Source organism: Thalassotalea ponticola (genome assembly GCF_041379045.1).
Lineage (GTDB): Bacteria > Pseudomonadota > Gammaproteobacteria > Enterobacterales > Alteromonadaceae > Thalassotalea_A > Thalassotalea_A ponticola.
In genome coordinates, this window is sequence record NZ_CP166871.1 from 2,102,657 (window position 1) to 2,125,179 (window position 22,523).

Annotated in this window: 15 protein-coding genes and 1 riboswitch; of the genes, 13 read left to right on the forward strand and 2 right to left on the reverse strand. The window is 45.5% G+C overall.

Features of this window, described 5'->3' with window-relative positions:
• Positions 1-15: 15 nt before the first annotated feature.
• A complete protein-coding gene (locus ACAY30_RS09050) occupies positions 16-4,656 on the reverse strand; it encodes a DUF3320 domain-containing protein (protein WP_290251056.1) in 4,641 nt (1,546 codons plus the stop codon).
• 418 nt (positions 4,657-5,074) lie between these two features.
• Between ACAY30_RS09050 and gloA the strand changes: the two genes are divergently transcribed.
• From gloA to ACAY30_RS09095, 9 genes are all read left to right on the forward strand, one after another.
• The gene (gloA, locus tag ACAY30_RS09055) at positions 5,075-5,467 is read left to right on the forward strand and encodes a lactoylglutathione lyase (protein ID WP_290251057.1); all 393 of its coding nucleotides are present in this window, start codon (positions 5,075-5,077) and stop codon (positions 5,465-5,467) included.
• Positions 5,468-5,618: 151 nt separating this feature from the next.
• The gene (locus ACAY30_RS09060; RefSeq protein ID WP_290251058.1) at positions 5,619-6,155 is read left to right on the forward strand and encodes a YaeQ family protein; all 537 of its coding nucleotides are present in this window, start codon (positions 5,619-5,621) and stop codon (positions 6,153-6,155) included.
• A gap of 16 nt (positions 6,156-6,171) precedes the next feature.
• Positions 6,172-7,503, forward strand: coding sequence for a M28 family peptidase (locus tag ACAY30_RS09065; RefSeq protein WP_290251059.1), 1,332 nt, complete (start codon positions 6,172-6,174; stop codon positions 7,501-7,503).
• Positions 7,504-7,816: 313 nt separating this feature from the next.
• Positions 7,817-9,682 (forward strand): DUF885 family protein, encoded by a 1,866-nt coding sequence (locus ACAY30_RS09070; protein ID WP_290251060.1) that lies wholly within the window; start codon positions 7,817-7,819, stop codon positions 9,680-9,682.
• Between the two features lie 226 nt (positions 9,683-9,908).
• On the forward strand, positions 9,909-12,299 hold the full coding sequence (locus ACAY30_RS09075) for an ATP-binding protein (protein ID WP_290251061.1): 2,391 nt from the start codon (positions 9,909-9,911) through the stop codon (positions 12,297-12,299).
• Between the two features lie 48 nt (positions 12,300-12,347).
• Positions 12,348-13,058, forward strand: a complete 711-nt coding sequence (gene tsaA / locus ACAY30_RS09080) for a tRNA (N6-threonylcarbamoyladenosine(37)-N6)-methyltransferase TrmO (RefSeq protein ID WP_290251062.1) — start codon at positions 12,348-12,350, stop codon at positions 13,056-13,058.
• A 213-nt stretch (positions 13,059-13,271) separates the two neighbouring features.
• Positions 13,272-14,258 carry a rhodanese-related sulfurtransferase gene (locus ACAY30_RS09085; protein WP_290251063.1) on the forward strand — a complete coding sequence of 329 codons (987 nt, stop codon included), beginning with the start codon at positions 13,272-13,274 and terminating at the stop codon, positions 14,256-14,258.
• A gap of 418 nt (positions 14,259-14,676) precedes the next feature.
• The gene (locus ACAY30_RS09090) at positions 14,677-14,907 is read left to right on the forward strand and encodes a hypothetical protein (RefSeq protein WP_290251064.1); all 231 of its coding nucleotides are present in this window, start codon (positions 14,677-14,679) and stop codon (positions 14,905-14,907) included.
• A 240-nt stretch (positions 14,908-15,147) separates the two neighbouring features.
• Positions 15,148-16,863 carry a proline--tRNA ligase gene (locus ACAY30_RS09095; protein ID WP_290251065.1) on the forward strand — a complete coding sequence of 572 codons (1,716 nt, stop codon included), beginning with the start codon at positions 15,148-15,150 and terminating at the stop codon, positions 16,861-16,863.
• Positions 16,864-16,975: 112 nt separating this feature from the next.
• On the opposite strand, the gene ACAY30_RS09100 is transcribed toward ACAY30_RS09095, so the two are convergent.
• Positions 16,976-17,608 (reverse strand): lecithin retinol acyltransferase family protein, encoded by a 633-nt coding sequence (locus ACAY30_RS09100; RefSeq protein WP_290251066.1) that lies wholly within the window; start codon positions 17,606-17,608, stop codon positions 16,976-16,978.
• A gap of 150 nt (positions 17,609-17,758) precedes the next feature.
• Here ACAY30_RS09100 and ACAY30_RS09105 point away from each other — a divergent pair, with 150 nt between their 5' ends.
• The 4 genes from ACAY30_RS09105 to ACAY30_RS09120 all read left to right on the forward strand — a co-directional run bounded on the left by ACAY30_RS09105 (position 17,759) and on the right by ACAY30_RS09120 (position 22,485).
• A complete protein-coding gene (locus ACAY30_RS09105; protein ID WP_290251135.1) occupies positions 17,759-18,976 on the forward strand; it encodes a pyridoxal phosphate-dependent aminotransferase in 1,218 nt (405 codons plus the stop codon).
• Positions 18,977-19,250: 274 nt separating this feature from the next.
• Positions 19,251-19,856: a 5'-deoxynucleotidase gene (yfbR, locus tag ACAY30_RS09110; protein WP_290251067.1), complete on the forward strand. Its 606-nt coding sequence runs from the start codon at positions 19,251-19,253 to the stop codon at positions 19,854-19,856.
• Positions 19,857-20,164: 308 nt separating this feature from the next.
• Positions 20,165-20,382, forward strand: a riboswitch (cobalamin riboswitch).
• A gap of 256 nt (positions 20,383-20,638) precedes the next feature.
• A complete protein-coding gene (locus ACAY30_RS09115; protein WP_290251068.1) occupies positions 20,639-21,469 on the forward strand; it encodes an ABC transporter ATP-binding protein in 831 nt (276 codons plus the stop codon).
• Positions 21,466-22,485: an iron ABC transporter permease gene (locus tag ACAY30_RS09120; RefSeq protein WP_290251069.1), complete on the forward strand. Its 1,020-nt coding sequence runs from the start codon at positions 21,466-21,468 to the stop codon at positions 22,483-22,485. The genes ACAY30_RS09115 and ACAY30_RS09120 overlap by 4 nt, the downstream gene beginning before the upstream one ends.
• Positions 22,486-22,523: the final 38 nt, after the last annotated feature.

Consider the following 22,523-nt stretch of genomic DNA (forward strand, 5'->3'; position numbering starts at 1 on the left):
TATGACGGTCGGTATTTATCGGCTTGCTTTGACCGCGCGAGTAATTCTCTCACTTAGCTCAGCAGTCAAGCGCTTAAAGCCAAAAGCCTTGGCAATTGCTTGTTCTATATCTTTGACCGGCGCATTTTTATTTTTGCTTTGAAACAGCTGCCAACAGGCAAAGATTTCCTCATCGCAAATAAACTCAATTTGGTTAATCGGTGGATCCTGGGTTGATCTGTCGCGAATTGGTGGCGAGTTAAATTGCTCATTGGTGCCGATAAAATACTGTTTTAGTTGGTGCTGATGACGTTGTAGTAACAAGTCTATCCCCTTAGTGACGGCGGCTGTGATGCGGCTCCCCGAACGCGCTTTGCCGTGCAAGGTTGCATAACGCCGCGTCAATTCATCTAAGTGAACAGGCCCTTCAATGTCGATAATGTCCACCAATATATCGGCGATATTAGCCACACTGTGCAGGTGTGGTTCAATGTCTTTACGGATGTGAAAATCCGCCTTCTGGTATAAAGCAAATGAGACATCGGCGGCACTGACATCAATGTCGTCCAATTCAACCACTTCGCCAACGCGATTTATTGTCGGCGTATTGACGTTTTTCCCCGCCAAGAGCCCGCCATTTACCGTCTGTTCGGCCTGCTTTAACGCCTCTGACAGCCGTGTTATTTGCTTGTCTCGACGATAAAACCAATCGGTACACCAAATGCGATGATAATGCCACCCAAACGCTTGGAGAACCGACTGACGATGACAGTCGCGCTCGCGGGCAGAGCGAGCGAAGCGATACCATTGCCCATCGGTTTCTATGGCCATCAGGTAGCGCGATTGTTGTGGCTGTTTAACGGCTAATTCAAGTTTAAAGGCGGATTGACCCACTTGATGTTCGACCTCATAACCTAGCGCAGTAATGATCTTGGCGATATCGTTTATTAACGGCTCAGTGCAATGCGGTTTTGTCTCGGGCGCCGCGTTTACGCTGTTTTGCTGGGCAAATTGGAGATAAGTTTTCAGTACTTTGGGGCCTGATTTTGACGTTCTCGATAAATCAATTTGCGTTGGCTCAAACGAGCAAACTACTCGACACGCCAACCTCGCTCGCGTGAACAACACGTTCAAGCGTCGTTCGCCACCATCGCTATTTATTGGTCCAAAATTCATACTCGCCAATCGACCATTTGCCTCAAATGGACCATAGCCAACAGAGATTAAAATAATATCGCGCTCATCACCTTGTACATTTTCAATATTTTTGACAAATACATTTTCCACTTTGTCTTCGCGCAAATAAGCGTCAAGTAACGGATTATTTAGCCGTCGTTGCTCTAATACGTCATCCACCATATCAGCTTGAGCTTTGGAAAAGGTCACCACCCCAACCGAATACTGAGGGTGTTGCTGAGCCAACTGTAAAAGTTGATCGGCAATATGCTCAGCTTCAACGCGATTAGTCCCCGGCTTACCACTGCCTTGGCTCTGACTTGAGTACTCTCCCGGTACTCGGGTTAATGACAAGCCGTAAAAGGCATCGTTTTCTGTGGGACAAGGGGGAAAGATCAGTTGTTGATGATAAAACTCAGTATTTGATACCGCTATTAACGATGGATCTTTCGAGCGATAATGCCACTTAAGCATGGTTTGAGTCATTCCCCTAGCCTCGCCCAGCGATAAAATACTCTCCATCTCAACGGCGTTAACCAGCGCAGAGGGTTCGTCTTCGTCTGCGTCAATGTTGTCCGTTAAGCGATCAAAAAATGAGGTCGGCGGCAGTTGCTTTTGGTCGCCAACGACGACTATTTGCCGAGCTCGAGCGATGCACCCTAGTGCGTCTTCTGGTCGAATTTGACTTGCTTCGTCAATCACCAGCAAGTCAAAGCTGATCTGTTCAGGTGGCAAGTACTGCGCCACCGATATCGGGCTCATTAAGAATATCGGTTTAATCGCTTGTATCGTTTCTCCGGCGTGGGACATTAAATAGCGAATCGGTTTGTGACCGCGCTTTTTGGCAAACTGGCCGCGAATCAGTCCCATCTCCCCTAATGCTCCTTTGGGGAGTTTGTCTAGGTGTTGCTGTAAGATGTGTTGGCGCGATTGGATTATTTTGCTTTTTTCAACGGCATTAAACGACGCCACTAATGCATCTCGGTCGACTTTCGCGATAGCGTCCAAGTTGGCGACGCTTGACCGGCACCTATTCCACTTGGCAATCCACATCGCGTAGTCAATCGTCGTCGGTAGTTGACTGTCACTGAGTTGGCCTTGATCATGGGCGTGTATAAATACCTCAATGGGATACTCTAGCAGTGCTTTGCGACATTGATAATACTCAACCCACTGTGAATATTGATTGATATTCACCTGTATCTTAAGTAATCGAGCCACCGCGGTATCTGTCGGCTGCGCGTCGGCGAACCCCAAACGTTGCTGTAATGAATTTAATTGCCGTGTAAGTTGCGCTTCAATTTGCTGATAATTGTCTTTGTCGCCCGCACTGTTAACAGGTTTAGCAATGAGTTTTGCCAGCTGAGTGTGTGCTAGGTTAAATAGTATTTCAGGCGCGTTTTCAAGCCAGTGTAAAGCGCGTTCAATTGCCTTGACATCGGTGTGCTCTGCTTGCCAAAAAGTTGACAACTGTTGCTCTAGATGCGGCACAACTTGTTCGTATTTCTGCTTTTTTAGCTTCGCCTCTATAAGCTGTTCAATCAAGGCTAAGCGTTTCTCCGGTTCGCTGTTGAGAGTGTGAATGAGGTGTTTTTGCAATTGCTCGCTGGCATTTTTATAGCGAGAAAAAAAAGTGCGTCGAAACCAGCTGTGTACACCGTCTAAAATACCAAGGCGAATGTCGTCCAAGTCAACATCCCACATCGTTTGTTTCACTGCTTGCTGATGCTGCTCAGCGCATTGAAGCCAGTCCTTAGCTGTTGCTAATGCTTCGCTAAACTCGGCGTTGTTGTTCAACGTCAATAATGTATGCCACATCGTCTCGCTTAGCTGAGGGCTTTGCCGAAGGTACTGATACGCTGACTGCCACTGCGATACCTGTTCAAAGCTCAGCGGTAGACGGTGTTTTGTTGAGTTTGTTTGCTCAGTTTGTGGGTCCTCTTGGGCTGAAAAAAAATATTGGCTAAGCGAATCGCGATACGCGGTCCAACGCTCATATGCACCGTTTAATGCCTCTATTTGCGCACTTATCGCGGCCAATTCAAACGGCTGAATATCAACATTGGTTACCCCGTAAAACACGTGTTGTTGATAGGTGCCATAACTCGCCTTTGCTTGCAGGTAATTGGCAAGGCTGTTGGTTATCTCTTTCGTATCATCATCGCTGAGTCGTTCCAGTTTGGGCTCTGCCAATACCGGTACTCCCACTTGTTTAGCCATAAACGACGACAACTGGCTCAACACCTTATATGGGCTGTAATCTCTACTCGGTAATGGGTTGTGCAACGCGGTGCAAATCTCGTTCAACTGGTCGCGAAGCTCCGTCAATTGCGGATCAACATCAGCGTAGTCAAGCTGTTTATCCGCATGCGACAAGGTCAGAGCTAATTGCGTTAAAAATGCTTTTTTATTGGCTTTGTGGGAATGCAGTTGTAGGTATAAATCGCTCAAACCAACCCGGTTTAGGCGTCGCTCAACCACCTCTAACGCCGCCATTTTTTCTGCCACAAACAAGACTTTTTTTCCCTGCAGCGCGGCACCCGCAAGAATATTGGTAATGGTTTGCGACTTCCCCGTACCAGGAGGTCCTTGTACCAGTAAATCGCGCCCTTGATTGACCTGTTCAATCACATTTGCTTGGCTTGTATCGGCATCCACTACATAGTGGGTGTTTTTGCTAGACAAGTGCTGATCGATGTTATCGGTTTCAGACCAAAGTGGCGGTTGTTGCACAAAACCGTCAGCCAGTAACGAGTTAATCAAGCGATTTTTAGTCAGGTCTGTTACCGGCCAATTTTGTGGTTCGAGGTCGCGTAGCATTAACAATTTGGCAAACGAGAAAAAACCGAGTTGCATACCATTGTCATCAACCGACCATCGAGGCATTGTACTAATCGCCTGTCTGACCTTAGCAAAATACGTACTGGGTAACGGTTGGTCAACATCATCGATGTCCGGTAGCGCAATTGCAAAGTCGGCCTTTAATCTTTCTTGTAAGGGTAAGTTAGTGGCTAAATCCTCATCGCGAACTCGCAATTCAAACACTGTGCCTTGCTTGCGCACCAGTTGCACAGGTAATAATATCAGCGGTGCTTGGCGCATAGTGTCACTGCGTTCATCTTCAAACCACCGTAAAAAGCCCAGCGCTAAAAACAGAATATTAATGCCTCGCTCTTGCTCGGCAATTCGCGCATTATTGGCAATTTTTACCAGCGTTTTACCCAGAGCCTGTTCATTGATGTCTGCTACGAGCTGCTTATCTTGCGCTTCTGTTGTGTTTGCTGGCTGCTCACATTGGTCGGTTGTGCCGGTCGCGCTAACAAAGCGCATTGTTTTACCGTCTATCTTCAGTCGACTAAACACCCGATCACTGGTGTTGTTAATGATATTGAGCAGTCTGGCGCGCTGACTTTGCCGATTAACGTGAATCAACCGGTTGCGTGTACCCGTGGCAACGAGGCGTTTTCTCAGGTCTTCTAGCAATAATGCGATCTGGGACATAACAAACAAGTGACAATGTTGGCGATATGTACATTAGCATAGAAGTAAAACGCTTATTTTGTTTGAACATTTTTAATGGTTTATTACTTAATCATGTGAAATTACCACACCCAAAAAAGTGTCGCCTTGTAAACGAACCGATTAAATTTTAAATCGATATGCGAGGCGCTTAAATAAAACAGCGCTGGGACTGCGTCGTCGCTATACTGTTTCCAAGGCGCGCAAATTTTCTGCAGTTGACGACAGGTAATGGCAAGTGAGCTTTACATTCAACGCATGGTCACCGCGCTCAAATGGTAAAAAACATTGGCAAATGAACTGTCTTATTGCGTACACTAACCTGGATAAGATAAGCGGTTGATGTTCCTCGTGATCTCAATTAACCGACAGTCTAACCAGTAAAAAGTAGGATATTACTATGCGTATATTACACACCATGCTTCGCGTTGGTAACTTAGAACGTTCAATTGAGTTTTATCAAAATGTGCTTGGCATGCGCTTATTGCGCCAATCTGACAATGAACAGTACAAATACACGTTAGCGTTTTTAGGCTACGATGAGATGGAAAACTCTACCGTGCTAGAACTAACCTATAACTGGGGCGTTGATAGCTACGATTTGGGTAGTGCGTTTGGTCACATCGCAATTGAAGTTGATAACGTTTACACCGCGTGCGATAAAATTAAAGCATTGGGTGGTGTTGTTTCGCGTGAGCCAGGCCCGGTAAAAGGCGGCACCACAGAAATCGCATTTGTGAAAGATCCCGATGGCTACGCTATCGAATTAATTCAAGCCAAAAGTGATCGTTAATAAAATTGGCACCGACGCGAAAGACGATGTAAACACAGGGTCAATCAACCACGTAGCATAAAGTAAACCGAGCTCAGCAACATCTCGCTCGCTTTATCTTTTGTGACACGGCTAAACCAAGTTTGGCCAAATTTACCAATAAAGGCAGTTCATGGCATTAAAAGCAACAGTAAACCGGGCACAAGTCCAAGTGAGTGATATGGATCGCCATTATTACGACAGTCTTTCGTTAACCATCGCACAGCATCCAAGTGAAACCGATAAACGCATGATGGTTAGGTTGTTGGCATTTGTATTAAATGCCAATGAGCAGTTGCGTTTTAGCAAAGGGTTGAGTGAAGACAGCGAGCCCGACATTTGGCACAAAGATTACAGTGAGCAAATCGTGTTGTGGATAGAGCTTGGCGAGCCCGATGAAAAACGTATAAAAAAAGCCTGTAGTCTTGCTCGCCAAGTCATTGTTTACGACTACCAAAGCAGCAATGAAATATGGTGGCAAAAGCTGAAAAACAAGGTACAGCATTTTGATAATCTGAGTGTTTACGCCCTTGACAGCGATGATTGTCAACAGATGGCAGACATGGCCAAGCGCTCGATGGATCTCACTTACACCATAGACTCTGGCCAAGTTTGGGTAAGCTCAGCTGAGCAGACAGTACAAATAACACCAATTACTCTAAAATCATAAGATAAGTTTAAATATCATGAAATCGATAACAACAACCTTAGCCAGTTTGACACTCACTGTAGCGAGCGCTTTAGCAAGCGTCAATGCCGCACAAATTGATCTCGCTAAAGTCACCCAAGACATGCAGTTTCTCGCCTCTGATGCAATGCAAGGACGGGCGATTGGCAGTCAACAAATTGAGCTAGCTGAAGATTACATTGTCGAACAATTCAAACAAGCCGGCCTTACCCCACTTGCTCAACTAAACGGTTTTAAACAACACTTTACCTTGTACAAATACACTCCTGAACAGATCGCCGTAACCTTAAATGGGGTGACCATTGACTCACAAGATATTGCTTTTAGCGCCAGTGGCACCGTTGATTTAACGACTGAAAATAGCCGTATTGTCTATATTAACAAGCAACAAAAATTGGCCCCCGAGCTTAACAGCATCAACCAATCCGGCGGCAATACCTTGGTTGTTATTGCACCGGAACACCGCAGCCAGTTTGTTCAGTATCAACGCTATTTAAGTCGAGGTAGCATGGCGTTATCTGAGAAAAATGGCGATGGATTAGTCATGGTTATCTCCGAACAGCAAGCTATTGAACAGTTCAGTGCCAAAGGTAACGCCAAGCAACAACGCATTGCACTTGCCAACGTTGTCGGTGTATTAACAGCTAATGAACCCACCGATGAATACGTTATCTTCTCAGCCCATCACGATCACGTCGGTACCACCAAAGCGCTCGATGCCAATCAAGACATTATTTATAACGGTGCCAATGACGATGCCAGTGGTGTCAGTGCGGTACTGAACTTGGCTCGCTATTACCAACAAAAACAGCGTTCGGGTAACCTTGAATTAAAGCGCAATATCATGTTTGTCAGCTTTACCGCTGAAGAGTCGGGCTTACTTGGTTCAAAAGCGTTTGTCGATCAAGTAGACACTGATGACATTGTCGCCATGATCAATATTGAAATGATCGGTAAGCCATCTGAATTTGGCCCGGGTAAAATTTGGATGACCGGATTTGACCGCTCAAACCTCGGTCACTTGTTAAATAGCGCGCACGGCAAACAAACCATTTACGCCGATCCATACCCTGAATACAATTTATTTTATCGCTCAGATAACGCCTCGCTTGCTCGCGCTGGCGTCCCGGCGCACAGCGTATCGAGCACCCAAATTAACAACGATTTAGACTATCACAAAGTGACCGATGAAATTGATACCCTAGATATCGAACAAATGCGAGACATTATCGACACCTTAGGTCAAGCCAGCGTGCCGTTGCTCACTGGAGAGGTTACGCCACATCGAATCGACGGCGTAAGCGCCAGTGGCGTTGGTGCGTTTTTTTAACTGTGATTTAAGTTTTTTAAACGTTTTTAAATATTTACTTACATTTGTCAGCTAAGCTGTACTGTAAAGCCGTTGGCTATGGCTTTACAATGTTTATCGGAAAACAAATTCAACAAGCGCTCAACAAGCTAGTTATTGGCTAATTCACCTTGTCAATAACGAGCATGTCATACGGCACAAGCCAATCTGGTTACTTGTCGTATAAACAGGACCGTTAACCGCATCTCGGTATTATGTCCAAGGTTAAGCGGTTGAAAACACCTGTGTTTTGAGGCAGGCTTGGTAGATAATTACTAATAATAAGGCTTCATTTATGCGAACGAAAAAATCTTTATTGGCATTGGCATTATCAAGTGCGTTTCTTGCCGCTTGTACCAACACTGACTCGACTGCATCATCAAATGCGAACAACACCGCAACTGAAGTAGTAGCAGAGCAAAACGCAGCAGTGGCTGAAACCGAATCACAGCGCTTAAACGCTTTTTTTGAAAAAGTGTTTATGGATACCGTCATGCGCTCGCCGCAAATGCAAACGTACTTGGGTATTCGCAAAGACTATGACAAGTGGGATGAGTTTACGGAACAACGCAGTGCAGAAGACCTACAATTTGCCAAAGACAACCTAGCCGCATTGGCAGAGTTTGATTACGACAAACTCGACGATCAAACTAAAATCAGCTATCAGTTGGCCAAAAGCTCATTAGAGCAAGAGATCAACTCTTACAAATGGCGTCACCACAACTACCCTGTTAACCAAATGTTTGGTATTCACTCAAACATTCCGTCTATGTTAATCAACCAGCACACCATTGCTAACAGCAAAGAAGCAAACGACTATATCGGTCGTTTAAACGGTGTTGAAAAAGTCATGCAGCAATTGGTTGAGCAACTTAAAATTCGTGAGAACAAAGGCATCATCGCCCCGAGTTTTGTCTTCCCTCATGTTATTCGCGATTCACAAAACTTGATCAACGGTGCACCGTTTACCGACGGTGATGATTCAACCTTGTTTGCTGACTTTAAGAGCAAAGTAGCCAAACTCGACATTGATGACAGTGAAAAAGAAACACTTATTAACGACGCCAAAACGGCCCTGTTAAGCAGTGTACAATCGGGTTATCAACACCTAATTGATTACCTTATTGAACTGGAACCGAAATCGACCAACGATGCGGGTGCGTGGAAATTTCCAAATGGCGCGGAATACTACAACGTCGCGTTAAAACGCACCACAACGACTGATTTGACCGCTGAGCAAATTCATCAAATCGGCTTACAAGAAGTTGCCCGCATCCACGATGAAATGCGTACCATTAAAGATAAAGTTGGCTTTAAAGGTGACTTGCAAGCGTTTATGCAGTTTATGCGTACCGATAAACAATTTTATTATCCGAACACCGAACAAGGTAAGCAACGCTACTTAGATGAAGCGACTTACTGGATAGACGATATGAAAACCCGTCTTGATGAGTTGTTTATTGTTAAGCCAAAAGCCGACTTAGTGGTAAAACGCGTCGAGGCGTTCCGCGAACAATCAGCAGGTAAAGCATTTTACAATCGTCCAGCGCCAGACGGCTCTCGTCCAGGTATTTACTACGCTAACCTATACGATATGGAAGCTATGCCTACCTACCAAATGGAAGCACTTGCTTACCACGAAGGTATTCCGGGCCACCACATGCAGTTAGCTATTTCTCAAGAGCTAGAAGGCATTCCAACATTCCGCAAGTTTGCTAGCTACACGGCTTACAGCGAAGGTTGGGGTTTATACAGCGAATTACTGCCAAAAGAAATTGGTTTGTACGAAAACCCGTACTCTGATTTTGGTCGCTTAGCAATGGAGTTGTGGCGCGCTTGTCGTTTGGTTGTTGATACCGGCATGCACACCAAAAAGTGGACTCGTGAGCAAAGTATTGATTACTACGTAAACAACACCCCAAATGCCAAATCTGATGCGGTAAAAATGGTTGAACGCCATGCGGTTATGCCTTCACAAGCAACCGCATATAAAGTCGGTATGTTAGAAATTTTGCGCATGCGTGACATGGCTAAAGAAGCACTAGGTGACAAATTCGATATTCGCGAATTCCACGAAGTGTACTTGAAAAACGGCCCATTACCGCTTGATGTTATGCAAACTATGATGGAAAACTACATCAAAGAAAAGCAAGGTGCATAGGTCAAGCGACGTTACCTCGCTAATTTGACATAAAGGAGCTGAACATTCAGCTCCTTTTTTTTTAAAAGCCAGTCAATACAACGCCTATGTGCTATGACAATCAGGCTGAACAGTATGGTACCGAAATTTTTGCCTCGCCTTAAACAGGTGTAATGTTTCGAAAAAAGTTGTCGGCAGTGTTAGAATAAGCCTTATAAACGCGACGCTAAAACCCATTGAGATTACTTTGAGCATAAACAGTTATTTCACCCGTTTTTTTCTGGTACTACTGGTCCTGATCACCGCTAACGTGTGCTTTTTTTATTACTACCAATCTACCGCTAATCAACTGGACCGATTAAAAAAAGATCGCGTCAATGCCATGGAGCTTGCGGCGATGGTACGCGACACCTCAAATAAGCAAACGCGCACCGCGCGAACCTATGTGGTCACCGGTGATGACACCTATAAAAATTATTACCAAGAAGTGATCGAGGTGCGCCAAGGGTTGCGCACTCGCCCGGATGATTACTTTAGCGTCTATTGGGATGAAGATCACACCGAACGTCAACAAAGCTCGGCTGCGCAAGAGCCGCTAATTAACACCATCGACAAGTTACTGGCACCAAAAGCTTTGCTTGATATACTGCGAGAAGCCGTGCGCATGGGCGATCAGTTGGCCAATATTGAACAGCAAGCACTTAGTCTGTTTGCCACAGACCCGCTTAACAAAAAAACTAGCGCAATGGATCTGTTATACGGCGCTCCCTATTTAGAGGCGAAAAGCGACATAATGCAGCAAATAGATGTATTTCACCGCGCTTACGACAAGTGGCACTACCAAAGCACGAGTAAACTGCAACAACAAATCAAAGTAGGTCAATTGATCAAATTGGTGTTGCAAGCCATGTTTATTTTAAGTTTGTTGTGGATTCGCTATTTTATCGTCAAATACATCTCCGGCCCATTGAGTAATATCACCGAAATGGCGCGCAATATTGGCACCGGTAACTTTAACTTAAAAGCTGAACATCCAGGTAAACCAGCCGATATTGATATCTTGGTGCAAGCGATGAATCAGATGCAAGATGAAATCAAGCAAACCTTGGTAAAATATGAACAACAGGCGTTAATTGCGGAAAAAGCCAAGCAACAAGCAGAAACAGCCAATCGCACTCGGGCTGAATTCTTAGCCAATATGAGCCACGAGATCCGCACGCCAATGAATGGCATTATTGGTTTATCGCAATTGTTACAGCAACAAGATCTGGCGCAAGAAGATAAAGCTTACGTCAACAAAATTTTATCTTCGGCCAAGCAGTTGCTCAATATCCTTAATGACATTCTTGATTTTTCTAAAATCGACAGTAATCGCATGGATATTGATCGAGTTGAATTCGACTTAAACAGCTTATTTGAGCGATTGGCGAATGTGTTTGCCATTAACGCCGATCACAAGCACCTAGATCTGCAATTTAATATTGACGACAACGTACAACGTTATTTTTACGGCGACCCTGTGCGCATTGGTCAAGTGTTGATGAACTTAACCTCCAATGCCGTCAAGTTTACCAAGCAAGGACGGGTGAGTATTGGCCTCGAGCAAAAAAATAACACCATTGTCTTTACGGTCGAAGACACGGGGATCGGCTTAACCCAAACTCACATGCAACGCATTTTCAAGCCGTTTTCTCAAGCAGATAACTCCATTACCCGAAAATTTGGAGGTACCGGGCTTGGACTCACCATAAGCCACAAGCTGGCTAAGTTAATGCGCGGTAACCTCAAAGTAACTTCTACCTACGGCAAAGGCAGTTGCTTTACCTTCGCCATTCCGCTTGAAAAAGCGGTACAGCAACCGCTGCCACAGATCAAACAGCACAAATTACTGGCGATAACCGATTACCATTACCATCAGCAGTTATTGGAGCAACACTGTCCACACTTTGATATAGCGCTACAATTTTTACAGCGCGATGCGCTGTCATCTATCGAGGTCAGCGACGACCAAAATCTGGCGTTACTGGTTGATATCTGTTATTTAGATGAACGACAGCTCGATGCGCTTGAGTACACGCTTAAGCCCTTGTTGCTAGACAGACAGTTAAAACTTATCGTCATCAGTCGCTTAAGTCAGCCAGAACAACGCAATCGATTTGCCTTCTACGACAATCGCTATCACATGCATTGGCCCATTTCCTTTGCCAGCCTTGTTGATATTCTCAGTATTGATAACAGCAAACAATCATCGTATCAATACAGTCAATTTAGCGGCATAAAAGTGTTATTAGCAGAAGACATTCCGGTGAACCAAATTGTCGCCAAGGGCTTACTTGAAAAGCTAGGGGTTAGCGTTGATGTGGTCGAAAATGGCGAACAAGCCGTCGCCGCGGTTGAGAAAAAACACTACCATTTGGTATTAATGGACGTGCACATGCCGAAAATGGATGGACACCAAGCGACGCGTTTAATTCGCGAAAACTCCGATTTTGACGACTTGCCGATCGTCGCATTAACTGCCGACACGCTGCGAGAGCGCATTGAACAGTGCTCTATGTCGGGGATGAATGACTTTATTTCAAAACCATTCATGCTTGCCGATATGGAAAAAATATTACATCGACACATCAGCAATTAACAACAATACGCGTTGTGGTGTTAACCAACGCAATAGATAGGCACCGATATGGATAAGTGTTACCAAATGAGCCCGATTGCCGTGGTTCATTCGCCCTATAAAGAAAAGTTTGCCATTCCGCGCCAGCCAAATTTAGTCACCGCGGCACACGGTAAAATAGAGCTATTACTGGCGGCTAATCAACACGAGCTGGTGCGCGATATTGAGCAGCACAGCCATTTGTGGCTGGTATTCGTGTTTCATCAAACGATCGAGCGCGGTTGGAAACCTCTGGTTAAAGCCCCGCGATTAGGCGGCAACGTCAAAACCGGTGTTCTTGCCTGTCGCACCACCCACCGACCAAACCCAATAGGTATCTCGGTGGTTAAATTTCAAGGTCTGTCAACAGTAAACGGTCATCTGGCAATTGATATCAGTGGCTTAGATTTGCTCGATGGCACACCTATCTTGGATATTAAACCCTACATTCCGTACAGCGATTGTGTCCCTCAAGCAAGGTCAATGATGGCGCCTGAGGCACAAAAAAGCTCGATATCAATAACCTTTTCATCAACGGCGCAACAACAGTTGGCGCATTATCAGTCACAATACGCCAACTTTGAATTGTTGATACGACAAGTTTTGGCACAAGATCCCAGACCCGCCTATCGCAAACGCGATCTCGGTCAACAAGAATATGGCATGCGCTTATACGATTGTAATATTCGCTGGCAAATCAATGCCGATATTTGTACCGTTGTGTCGATTGACTCGGTGTGATCGGGGAGGTGTACTTTTTTGGGTGACTGTTGCCTTATCGATACGTATAATGGCGCTATTCACGGCAAATAGTCCGGTTACTAAGCTAAGTTAGCATTTGACTATTTGCGTATGTTTCATCCTAACCTGCCTACCCGATATGTGAACAAACACGCGGTAGCGGTTGGCCCTAAATTGCTGCGGATTTACGCTCCGACTGGCGAGGACCTATTTATGAGTAAGTACGTTGTTTGTGCTTTATACAAGTTCGTTACCCTAGAAAATTACCAACAGATCAAACCTGAATTACTGCAGACTATGCAGGACAACAACATCGTTGGTACCCTGTTACTGGCCAAAGAAGGTATTAATGGTACCGTTGCCGGCTCTCGAGGCGGTATCGATGCGTTATTGTCGTATTTAAACGATACATTAAATCTTGCCCCTATTTCGTTTAAAGAGTCATTTACCGACAAAGCGCCATTTAAGCGCACCAAAGTAAAACTGAAAAAAGAAATTGTCACCATGGGGGTTGAAGGCATCGACCCGAAACAAGTTGTCGGCACCTACGTGAAGCCACAGCAGTGGAATGAATTGATCAGCGATCCTGACGTGCTGTTAATTGACACACGCAACGATTACGAGATCGAAATTGGTACTTTTAAAGGCGCAATTAACCCAAATACTGATTCATTCCGTGAATTCCCTCAGTATGTTGCCGATCATCTCGACCCGCAAAAGCACAAGAAGGTTGCTATGTTTTGTACCGGCGGTATCCGTTGTGAAAAGTCGACGGCGTATTTAAAAGAGCAAGGCTTTGATCAGGTCTACCACCTCGAAGGCGGAATATTACAGTACCTAGAAGACGTCGATAAAAAAGACACGATGTGGCAAGGCGACTGTTTCGTATTTGATGATCGAGTTGCCGTTAATCACGACTTAGAAGTCAGCGGTTACGATCAGTGCCACGCATGTCGTTTACCGATCACCGAACAAGACAAGTTACGCGATGAATATCAAAAAGGCGTCAGTTGCCATCGTTGCTATGACCAAACTAGCGAACAGCAACGCGCTCGATACGCTGAGCGACAACGTCAAATGATGTTAGCGAAAACGCGCGGCGAACAGCACATTGGTGGTGACGTACATAAAAATATCGCAGAGCGAAAAGCAAAGAAGCAGCAACGCATTGCCGAGCAGCAAGCCAACAGCGTTAAGTAAGCTAAACAGCATCGAAATCGCGATCGAAATTACATGAGTTAGACAAAGGCTTGCACGGTTTATCGAGCAAGCCTTTTTAACGTCGCTGCCTAAAAGACCTTGATTGTATTGATAGCTTAAACGGTGAATTAGCGCGACAATACCTCGATAGCGCTGGCCATTCACCTACCTGATGATGGTAAACCGTTTTACTCGATAACCAGTAGCCGGTTGTTTTAAGCCTTGATGCCAACCACCATGAGCTTGCCTGTCCATTTGATATTATCGGCTCTGTGAGGTATTATTGCGCAAAGTTTAGCCACCCCTAGATGGTTGTTTTATCAATCTGACACACCGATAAACACTGTTTTGTTGTCGCTAAACCAGACCTCTATTTACGCTGAATATCGCGACTCCAGGCGCTCGTGCGAGGTGGCCAATGGCTAACGAAAAAACGTTTTTACCTGAGTTTAACAAGGTAAATTCAGGCACTGATACCAGATCACAAGGTGACGATGTTAGTCGCCCCGACCAACACTTATATTTTCCGTTTGGCGATATCCCCTGCCCCGCGGCCTCCACTCCCAGTGACCGCTGGTGGTTTAACAGTCGCCGTCGAAGCCATAAACGAGTGCAAATTAAACGAGTTATTCAACGTCGTAAACGCTGATGAGCTATACCGACGCTACTGGTTTCATGTACGCTTCGTTGCGTCTTTAGCACTCATGACTCAACACTTGGTACTTGCTCCTACATACTGAGCACGGATCACGCGGTTACCCACCACTAACGGCTGACAATTTGATTATTTTTCACCGTTGTAAACAGATAAGCGTTTGCCTAATGACCTGGTGCTGTTAGAATAACAGCTATTTTCAACGTCAATTTAATCATACGGAATTGCATCTCCATGCGTACTAGCCAATATTTGCTTTCAACACTTAAGGAAACCCCAGCCAGCGCCGAGGTTATTAGTCACCAATACATGCTTCGAGCCGGCTTAATTCGCGCCGTGGCCTCTGGTATGTACACCTGGTTACCGACTGGTTTAAAGGTTCTTAAGAAAGTAGAAAATATCGTTCGAGAAGAAATGAATCGAGCGGGTGCAATTGAAACTTTGATGCCAATGGTTCAGCCTGCGGATTACTGGCAAGAGTCAGGTCGTTGGGAAGACTACGGTCCAGAGCTGCTGCGTTTAAAAGATCGTCACGACAGAGATTTTGTGTTGGGACCAACTCACGAAGAGGTGATCACTAAGTTAATCAGCAATGAGCTGAACTCGTACAAGCAATTACCGATCAACTTGTATCAAATTCAAACCAAATTCCGCGACGAAGTTCGTCCTCGTTTTGGGGTGATGCGCGGACGTGAGTTTTTAATGAAAGATGCGTACTCTTTCCACTTATCACAAGAAAGTTTACAGCAAACTTACGACATCATGCACGCGGCGTACTGTCGTATCTTCGAACGCCTCGGTTTGGATTATCGTCCGGTTATTGCCGATACCGGCTCAATTGGCGGTGATGCCTCGCATGAGTTCCACGTATTAGCTGACTCAGGCGAAGACGCAATTGCGTTTAGCACAGGCAGCGATTACGCGGCGAATATTGAAAAAGCCGAAGCGCTCGCGCCACAAGGAGAGCGTGCAGCACCTGCGCAAGAACTCGATAAAGTGGCAACGCCAAATGTCCACAGTATTGATGAGGTCTGTGCATTTTTCAACACCACAGCAGACCAAGTTGCTAAAACACTGTTGGTGTTAGGGCATGCTGAAGAAGGCGAGGCAGCGCCAATTGTCGCTCTGGTATTGCGCGGCGACCACGAGTTAAATGATATTAAAGCGGAACATTTAGCCGATGTGGCTAGTCCATTGACGTTTGCTACTGACGAGCAAATCAAAGCGGTAGCGGGATGTGATGCGGGCTCTATTGGCCCTATTGGTTTAGCGACAAACGTCATTGTTGATCGCAGTGCAGCTCACCTTGCTGACTTTATCTGTGGTGCCAATGAAACCGGCTTCCACTACACGGGCGCTAATTTCGATCGCGATATCAACGACTATCAAGTTGCTGATATTCGCAACGTTGTCGCCGGTGACTTAAGCCCTTGCGGTCAAGGCACGCTAGAGATAAAACGCGGTATTGAGGTAGGCCATATCTTCCAGCTGGGCGAAAAATACGCAAAAGCGATGAACGCCGCCGTTCTTAACGAAGAAGGTAAAAATCAAACCTTAACCATGGGTTGCTACGGTATTGGGGTATCGCGTATCGTTGCCGCAGCCATCGAACAAAATCACGACCAACACGGTATTATTTGGCCAGAAGCCATAGCCCCGTTCAAAGTGGTCATCATTCCAATGAACATGCACAAATCAGCGCGCGTTCAACAAACTGCTGAGGCTCTGTATAAAGAGCTCACCGAGGCAGGTGTGGAAGTGTTGTTTGACGACCGCAAAGAGCGCCCAGGCGTCATGTTTAAAGACATGGAACTGATTGGTATCCCACACAGTATCGTGGTTGGTGAACGCAACTTAGATGCACAAGAAGTCGAGTACAAAAACCGGATCAGCGGTGAAAAATCAATGTTAAAAATTGCCGATGTGTGCCAAGTTATTGGTGACAAATAAGCACATCGTTTGCGTTTAACCGAAAAAATCGGCGCAGGTATCATCTGTGCCGATTTTTTTTGCATTGCATACTTACAAATAGCGCCTGTTGGCGTAGTGATGTCACTTGCAGCTAAATACGCGCGTGTCGCTCACTAACGGCGAGCTCCGGGCGGCGCTGTTGCCATTTATCCCAGTATATTTTTCGATCAAAGCGCTTTGACAAATACTTGTTTAGTTGATGAAACGTGGTGACATCCGCCTTTAAGCCACTGATGCAATACCAAGCGAAGCGATGGCAGTTGTTTTTAATCAAATTATATTGCCACATTTGATAGACACTTTTGGCTGCCCTTTGTGCAGTGATCTCATCGGCAAGTGCCTGACCATGACGATCGCAGGCGACAAAGATATCTGTACCCGAGCGCTCGTGTAAGAAGCGCATTGGTGATACCGCCTTAATTAAGCCACTTCCGTGAAGTTCAACGATGGTGTTGTCATCAACCCAAATACCAGTGTGCTCAAGTACCCTGCCTAAACCACAGCAAACCAAAGCACCAGGCTTCATTTGTGCCAGTGTTTCATTGGCAAATCGCTCATTCGGGTATCTAGCTATTCCGCTGTCGTGCTTGTTTAAGTGTTGGCGCGTGTCAATGCCGTCTTCGATTGAACGCAATTTATCTTGTTCATCTCGCTTGCCTTCGAGCTCTTTAATCACCACTGCGCCTAGAGCGGCAGCTGTTAGTACGAATAATGGTAAAGGCATAATTCCCCCATATATCAAACTCTCTGTTAAGTTATACCCAAGATATTGGCTAATTGCGCAAAAAAAGTGTCAGTAAGTGTGTCAAAGTAGTCAATTTTAGTTATGATGAAGTTAACTAATAACAAAAATTCAATAAATAAGTTACTGATCATGAGCGAGTATTTGAAGTCTAAAAAACTCACTGGAGTATGTTATGAAATTCGAGGTCGCATTGCTGAGGAAGCACAACGCCTTGAAGAAGAAGGTCACAAAATACTCAAACTGAATATCGGTAACCCTGCGCCGTTTGGCTTTTTGGCGCCCGATGATATCTTGCGCGATGTCATTCACAATCTACCGACGGCTCAAGGCTACAGTGAATCCAAAGGAATATACTCAGCGCGTGTTGCGGTGATGCAATACTATCAACAGTTTGGTCTAAAAGATCTCGATGTTAATCACATTTTTATCGGTAACGGGGTGAGTGAGCTGATCATCATGGCGATGCAGGCGTTGCTCAACGACGGTGATGAAGTGCTTATTCCCTCTCCTGATTACCCGCTGTGGACGGCGGCGGTAGGACTGTCGGGAGGTAAGCCGGTTCACTATCGATGCGATCCGCAAAACCACTGGTATCCCGACATTGAGCATATCAAAGCGCAAATCAATCAACACAGCAAAGCCATTGTCTTGATCAACCCCAACAACCCAACCGGGGCGGTTTACCCTAACCACGTACTCGAACAAATTTTAGCGTTGGCTAAACAACACAACTTAATCGTCTTTTCTGATGAAATTTATGACAAGGTGTTGTACGACGGCGCAGAGCACACGCCAACAGCTAGTTTGAGTAGTGATGTGCTAGTCGCCACCATGGGCGGATTGTCTAAGAATTACCGCATTGCCGGTTTTCGCGCTGGGTGGATGATGTTAACCGGCCCTATGTCCAAAGCGCGCAGTTATCTAGACGGCCTAACCATGCTCGCGTCAATGCGACTGTGCGCCAATGTTCCATGTCAATACGCCATTCAAACGGCGCTTGGCGGATATCAGAGTATCAACGAGCTAGTGCAAGATGGCGGTCGCTTGAAAAATCAATTAGATTTGGCACATTCGATGATTAACGATATCAACGGGTTGAGCTGTCACAAAGCCAAAGGCGCTATGTATTTATTTGTCAAAGTAGACGGTGAAAAACTCGGCATCAACGATGACGAGCAAATGATCCTTGACTTGTTAAAGCAAAAGAAAATACTGTTGGTGCAAGGCAGTGCGTTTAATTTTAACGAAGGTATCTATTTTCGCTTAGTGTTTTTGCCGCATGCCGACGACCTAGTTGACGCAATAAATCGGCTTAAAGACTTTTTTGGCCACTACTCTCAACTTTAGGACGTGTTAACCTGTGTTTGAATTTTCTACAATGAGCTATTTTTTGTAATAGCAAAGCAGAATAAACGACGTTTGGTTGTTCCAAACGAGTGAATTCTAATGTCGTTGGTGCGAAAAATAGCCATTGCGCCGTGGGCTGAGGCTAAAATCGTTTTACTCGGCGTTAAAACTGATGAATTTAGATGGCTAAACAACATAATGTTTGCCTTGATTAAAACGATCTTATTTCTCAGTATAATTATTAAACTAAGGTCAACACGCCCTAGGAGTGATTATGGATAGTACCTTTCTCGCATGGTTATTTCGCATGCCACTGATCAAACGGTGGGCGTTAATGTATTGCGTTAAAACCGAAAACATTGCCGAGCACTCACACCAAGTTGCCGTTGTCGCCCACTTATTAGCGGTGATTCGCAATACCATGTTCAACGGTGATCTCAATGCCGATCGCGCGGCCACCATTGCCCTGTATCACGAAGCTGCCGAAACCCGCTATGGCGATGTGGTGAGTCCGACTAAGTACGCCAACGAACAAATTTCGGCTGAATTTAAAAAAATTGAAAGCCTTGCCGAAAAAGAGTGCTTGGCTACCTTGCCAAAAGAGTTACAGGCCGCATTTGCCAGCATCATTGTACAAGACCGCGTTGATAGCGAGCTAAAAGCAGTGGTTAAAGCCGCCGATATTTTAGTAGCCTACATTAAAGCGATTAATGAGCTTTACCACAACAATCCTGAGTTTGCTCACGTTGAAGAAAAATTACAGCGCAAACTCGCGGTACTCAAGGCCGACATGCCCGAAGTAGATTACTTTGTCAAAACTTTCATTCCTGCCTGTACAGCCACCGTTGACAAGCTCAGTCACCCTGCAAAAGGTGACTAACCAAAAAAACGATAAGCTGTGAGATCAGAGCTGTAAGCCAGCTATAAGCCGTAAGCTGTAAGCTGTAAGCCGTAGCCGTAAGATGTAAGCTGTAAGCCGTAGCCGTAGCCGTAAGATGTAAGCTGTAAGCCGTAAGCCGTAGCCGTAAGATGTAAGCCGTAAACTTTAAAGTGACATGGTTAACCAGCGTGAATAACACCTGTGGCATCGAACAAAAAACGGCTAACGCGATAAACCCTTTGTCTTGGTTGAACAAACTGCTATGATGAGCTTACTTTAATAGGTGTTTGCTTGTGTTGATCACTGGTAGCTGATTCATCAACGTCGGTCTGTCTTTCAAAGCAAACTTAAAAGGGAATGAGGTGTAAACCCTCAACTGTTCCCGCAACTGTAAGTAAAGCGTTTTTATAAGCCACTGGTATCGATACATACTGGGAAGGATAAAAACTAAACGTGTTAATCGCCCGATAGCGGTAAACGCGTTACTTTACGAGTCAGGAGACCTGCCTACTAAAGGACAGTATTCGTGCGGGTAACGCGATGCAAGTCGAGTAACTATCATTCCATCACTTTGATGCATGGTTGTCATGCCGACCTGTTACCGATCCCGCCGTATGGCTGACAATACATGATTTTATGGTGTTGTTAACACACTGACATAAAAACCATTAACCACAGAATCTCAGCGTTACTAGCAAACACAGCATCGACGATGTTGTCAGCTTTGGCTGTTAACTAACGCGCACAGGACTGTGATTTGCGGCATAAGGTGACCCGTTAAAATGAGGCAAACAGCCCTTCGATGTCAGCAATTGAGTTGGCGACCACAACAGCACGCGGTGTTGCGCGATATTGACCTCACCGTTAACTCTGGCGAGGTGGTCAGTGTTATTGGTCCTAACGGCGCAGGCAAAACGTCGCTGTTAAAATGTATAGCCGGACTCATTACCGACTTTGAAGGACGCGTGTTTATCAATGAGCAGCCTATACATCTGCTCAGTCGCCGCCAGATTGCCAAGCAATTAGCCTTTGTTGAGCAACAACACAGTAACTACGTCAACTTGCGCTGCAGCGATATTTTGCAAACAGGCTTGATTGCACAGCAACCACTATTTAGTCTCAGTAGTTCAACCGAGCAACAACAATTGCAAAACGCCCTGCATACAGTCGGTCTGTCAGATCACGGTAATAGCCTGTTTACAACCTTATCTGGTGGCGAGCAGCAACGACTGATGATCGCCAGAGCTCTGGTACAGCAATCAAACATTATCGTCCTCGATGAGCCAACCAATCACCTAGATATCTTTTATCAACAGCAAATTCTAAGCTTAGTCCGAAGGCTGGGTGTGACCGTGATTATGAGCCTGCACGATATCAATCTCGCCAGCTATTACAGTGACAAAATAGCGTTACTTAACAAGGGAAAGGTTGTTGCCTTTGGCGCTGTAGATGAAGTGCTAACACCCTCGTTATTAGAACCCGTTTTTCATGTGCGCAGCCAGGTCAGTAAGCAGCGTTGTGCAGATAACACCTGGTACACTCATGTACAATTTGCCCCCAGTAAACAACCCGATTTCAATGCGTCCTTCGGCGATAATAAGGGGGCTGTATGACCGAGACGTCTCGTCCTCAATTAAGGGGTAATCTGTATCTGTTGGTGATATCTATCGCCGTGATCTTAATAAGTATTGTCGCAGCGCTCGGTTTGGGTTCAAGCGATGTCTCGTACCGACAATTATGGCAATGTATAGACGCCTGTGAAACGCCACTGTATCACACCATCTTTTTTGAGCTGCGCCTGCCTCGCATATTAACCGGTTTTATTGTCGGTGCTGGCTTAGCCGTTGCCGGTTCGTTATTGCAAAACGCAACGCGCAACCCGTTAGCCGATCCGTATTTATTTGGCATTGTCGCCGGTGCCGGACTTGGTGCTACCGTAACTAACCTCATTGACCTGCAACATTGGCCGGTAGCCACGCAGGCATTAGTACTACCCATTGCCGCCTTCATCGGCGCTCTAGTGGCCATTGGCTTAGTACTTAGCGTATTGAATCGGTATAACCTGCACCGCAGTGAGCACGTATTACTTGCCGGAGTGGCTATCTCATTTTTACTGAGTGCGATCACCAGTTTTATTCTTTACACCGGAGATGCCTTTGCGGCTAACCGGGTGATTTTTTGGTTGATGGGCTCGCTTGCGCAAGCTAACAGCCACAGTGTATACGTGTTGTTACCTATTGTAGCGGTGTCCATTTTACTGTCGCTGTTAATGAGCAAACAACTCGACGCTTTACTGCTTGGTGACGACAGCGCTAAGACGGTTGGTGTCGATGCGCAAAAATTACGCATCGCAGTACTGGTACTGTGTGCACTGATGTGCGCTATGATTGTCGCCTTTTGCGGTGGCATCGGATTTGTTGGTTTGATGATCCCACATGTCGTACGCCGCTTGTTTTCACTGACCAGTTTCAAATTAATTATCTTTAGTGCCTTGGTTGGTGGGGTCTTTTTAGTGTGGGTGGATGTACTGGCGCGCACCCTACTAGACGGTCAAGAACTTCCCATTGGGGTAATAACCTCGTTACTTGGCTCGCTGTTCTTTTTAACCTTGATGCGCCATACCAAGTAGCAAACCAATTTTCCTTATATTCAGCAAACGAAAACGAG

Bases quoted from the DNA above. Each gene is read 5' to 3' on its own strand.
- gloA (WP_290251057.1), top strand. From the start codon at position 5,075: ATGCGTATATTACACACCATGCTTCGCGTTGGTAACTTAGAACGTTCA.
- ACAY30_RS09095 (WP_290251065.1), top strand. From the start codon at position 15,148: ATGCGTACTAGCCAATATTTGCTTTCAACACTTAAGGAAACCCCAGCC.
- ACAY30_RS09085 (WP_290251063.1), top strand. From the start codon at position 13,272: ATGAGTAAGTACGTTGTTTGTGCTTTATACAAGTTCGTTACCCTAGAA.
- ACAY30_RS09070 (WP_290251060.1), top strand. From the start codon at position 7,817: ATGCGAACGAAAAAATCTTTATTGGCATTGGCATTATCAAGTGCGTTT.
- yfbR (WP_290251067.1), top strand. From the start codon at position 19,251: ATGGATAGTACCTTTCTCGCATGGTTATTTCGCATGCCACTGATCAAA.
- ACAY30_RS09060 (WP_290251058.1), top strand. From the start codon at position 5,619: ATGGCATTAAAAGCAACAGTAAACCGGGCACAAGTCCAAGTGAGTGAT.
- ACAY30_RS09115 (WP_290251068.1), top strand. From the start codon at position 20,639: ATGAGGCAAACAGCCCTTCGATGTCAGCAATTGAGTTGGCGACCACAA.
- ACAY30_RS09100 (WP_290251066.1), bottom strand. From the start codon at position 17,608: ATGCCTTTACCATTATTCGTACTAACAGCTGCCGCTCTAGGCGCAGTG.
- ACAY30_RS09050 (WP_290251056.1), bottom strand. From the start codon at position 4,656: ATGTCCCAGATCGCATTATTGCTAGAAGACCTGAGAAAACGCCTCGTT.
- ACAY30_RS09120 (WP_290251069.1), top strand. From the start codon at position 21,466: ATGACCGAGACGTCTCGTCCTCAATTAAGGGGTAATCTGTATCTGTTG.
- ACAY30_RS09090 (WP_290251064.1), top strand. From the start codon at position 14,677: ATGGCTAACGAAAAAACGTTTTTACCTGAGTTTAACAAGGTAAATTCA.
- tsaA (WP_290251062.1), top strand. From the start codon at position 12,348: ATGGATAAGTGTTACCAAATGAGCCCGATTGCCGTGGTTCATTCGCCC.
- ACAY30_RS09105 (WP_290251135.1), top strand. From the start codon at position 17,759: ATGAGCGAGTATTTGAAGTCTAAAAAACTCACTGGAGTATGTTATGAA.
- ACAY30_RS09065 (WP_290251059.1), top strand. From the start codon at position 6,172: ATGAAATCGATAACAACAACCTTAGCCAGTTTGACACTCACTGTAGCG.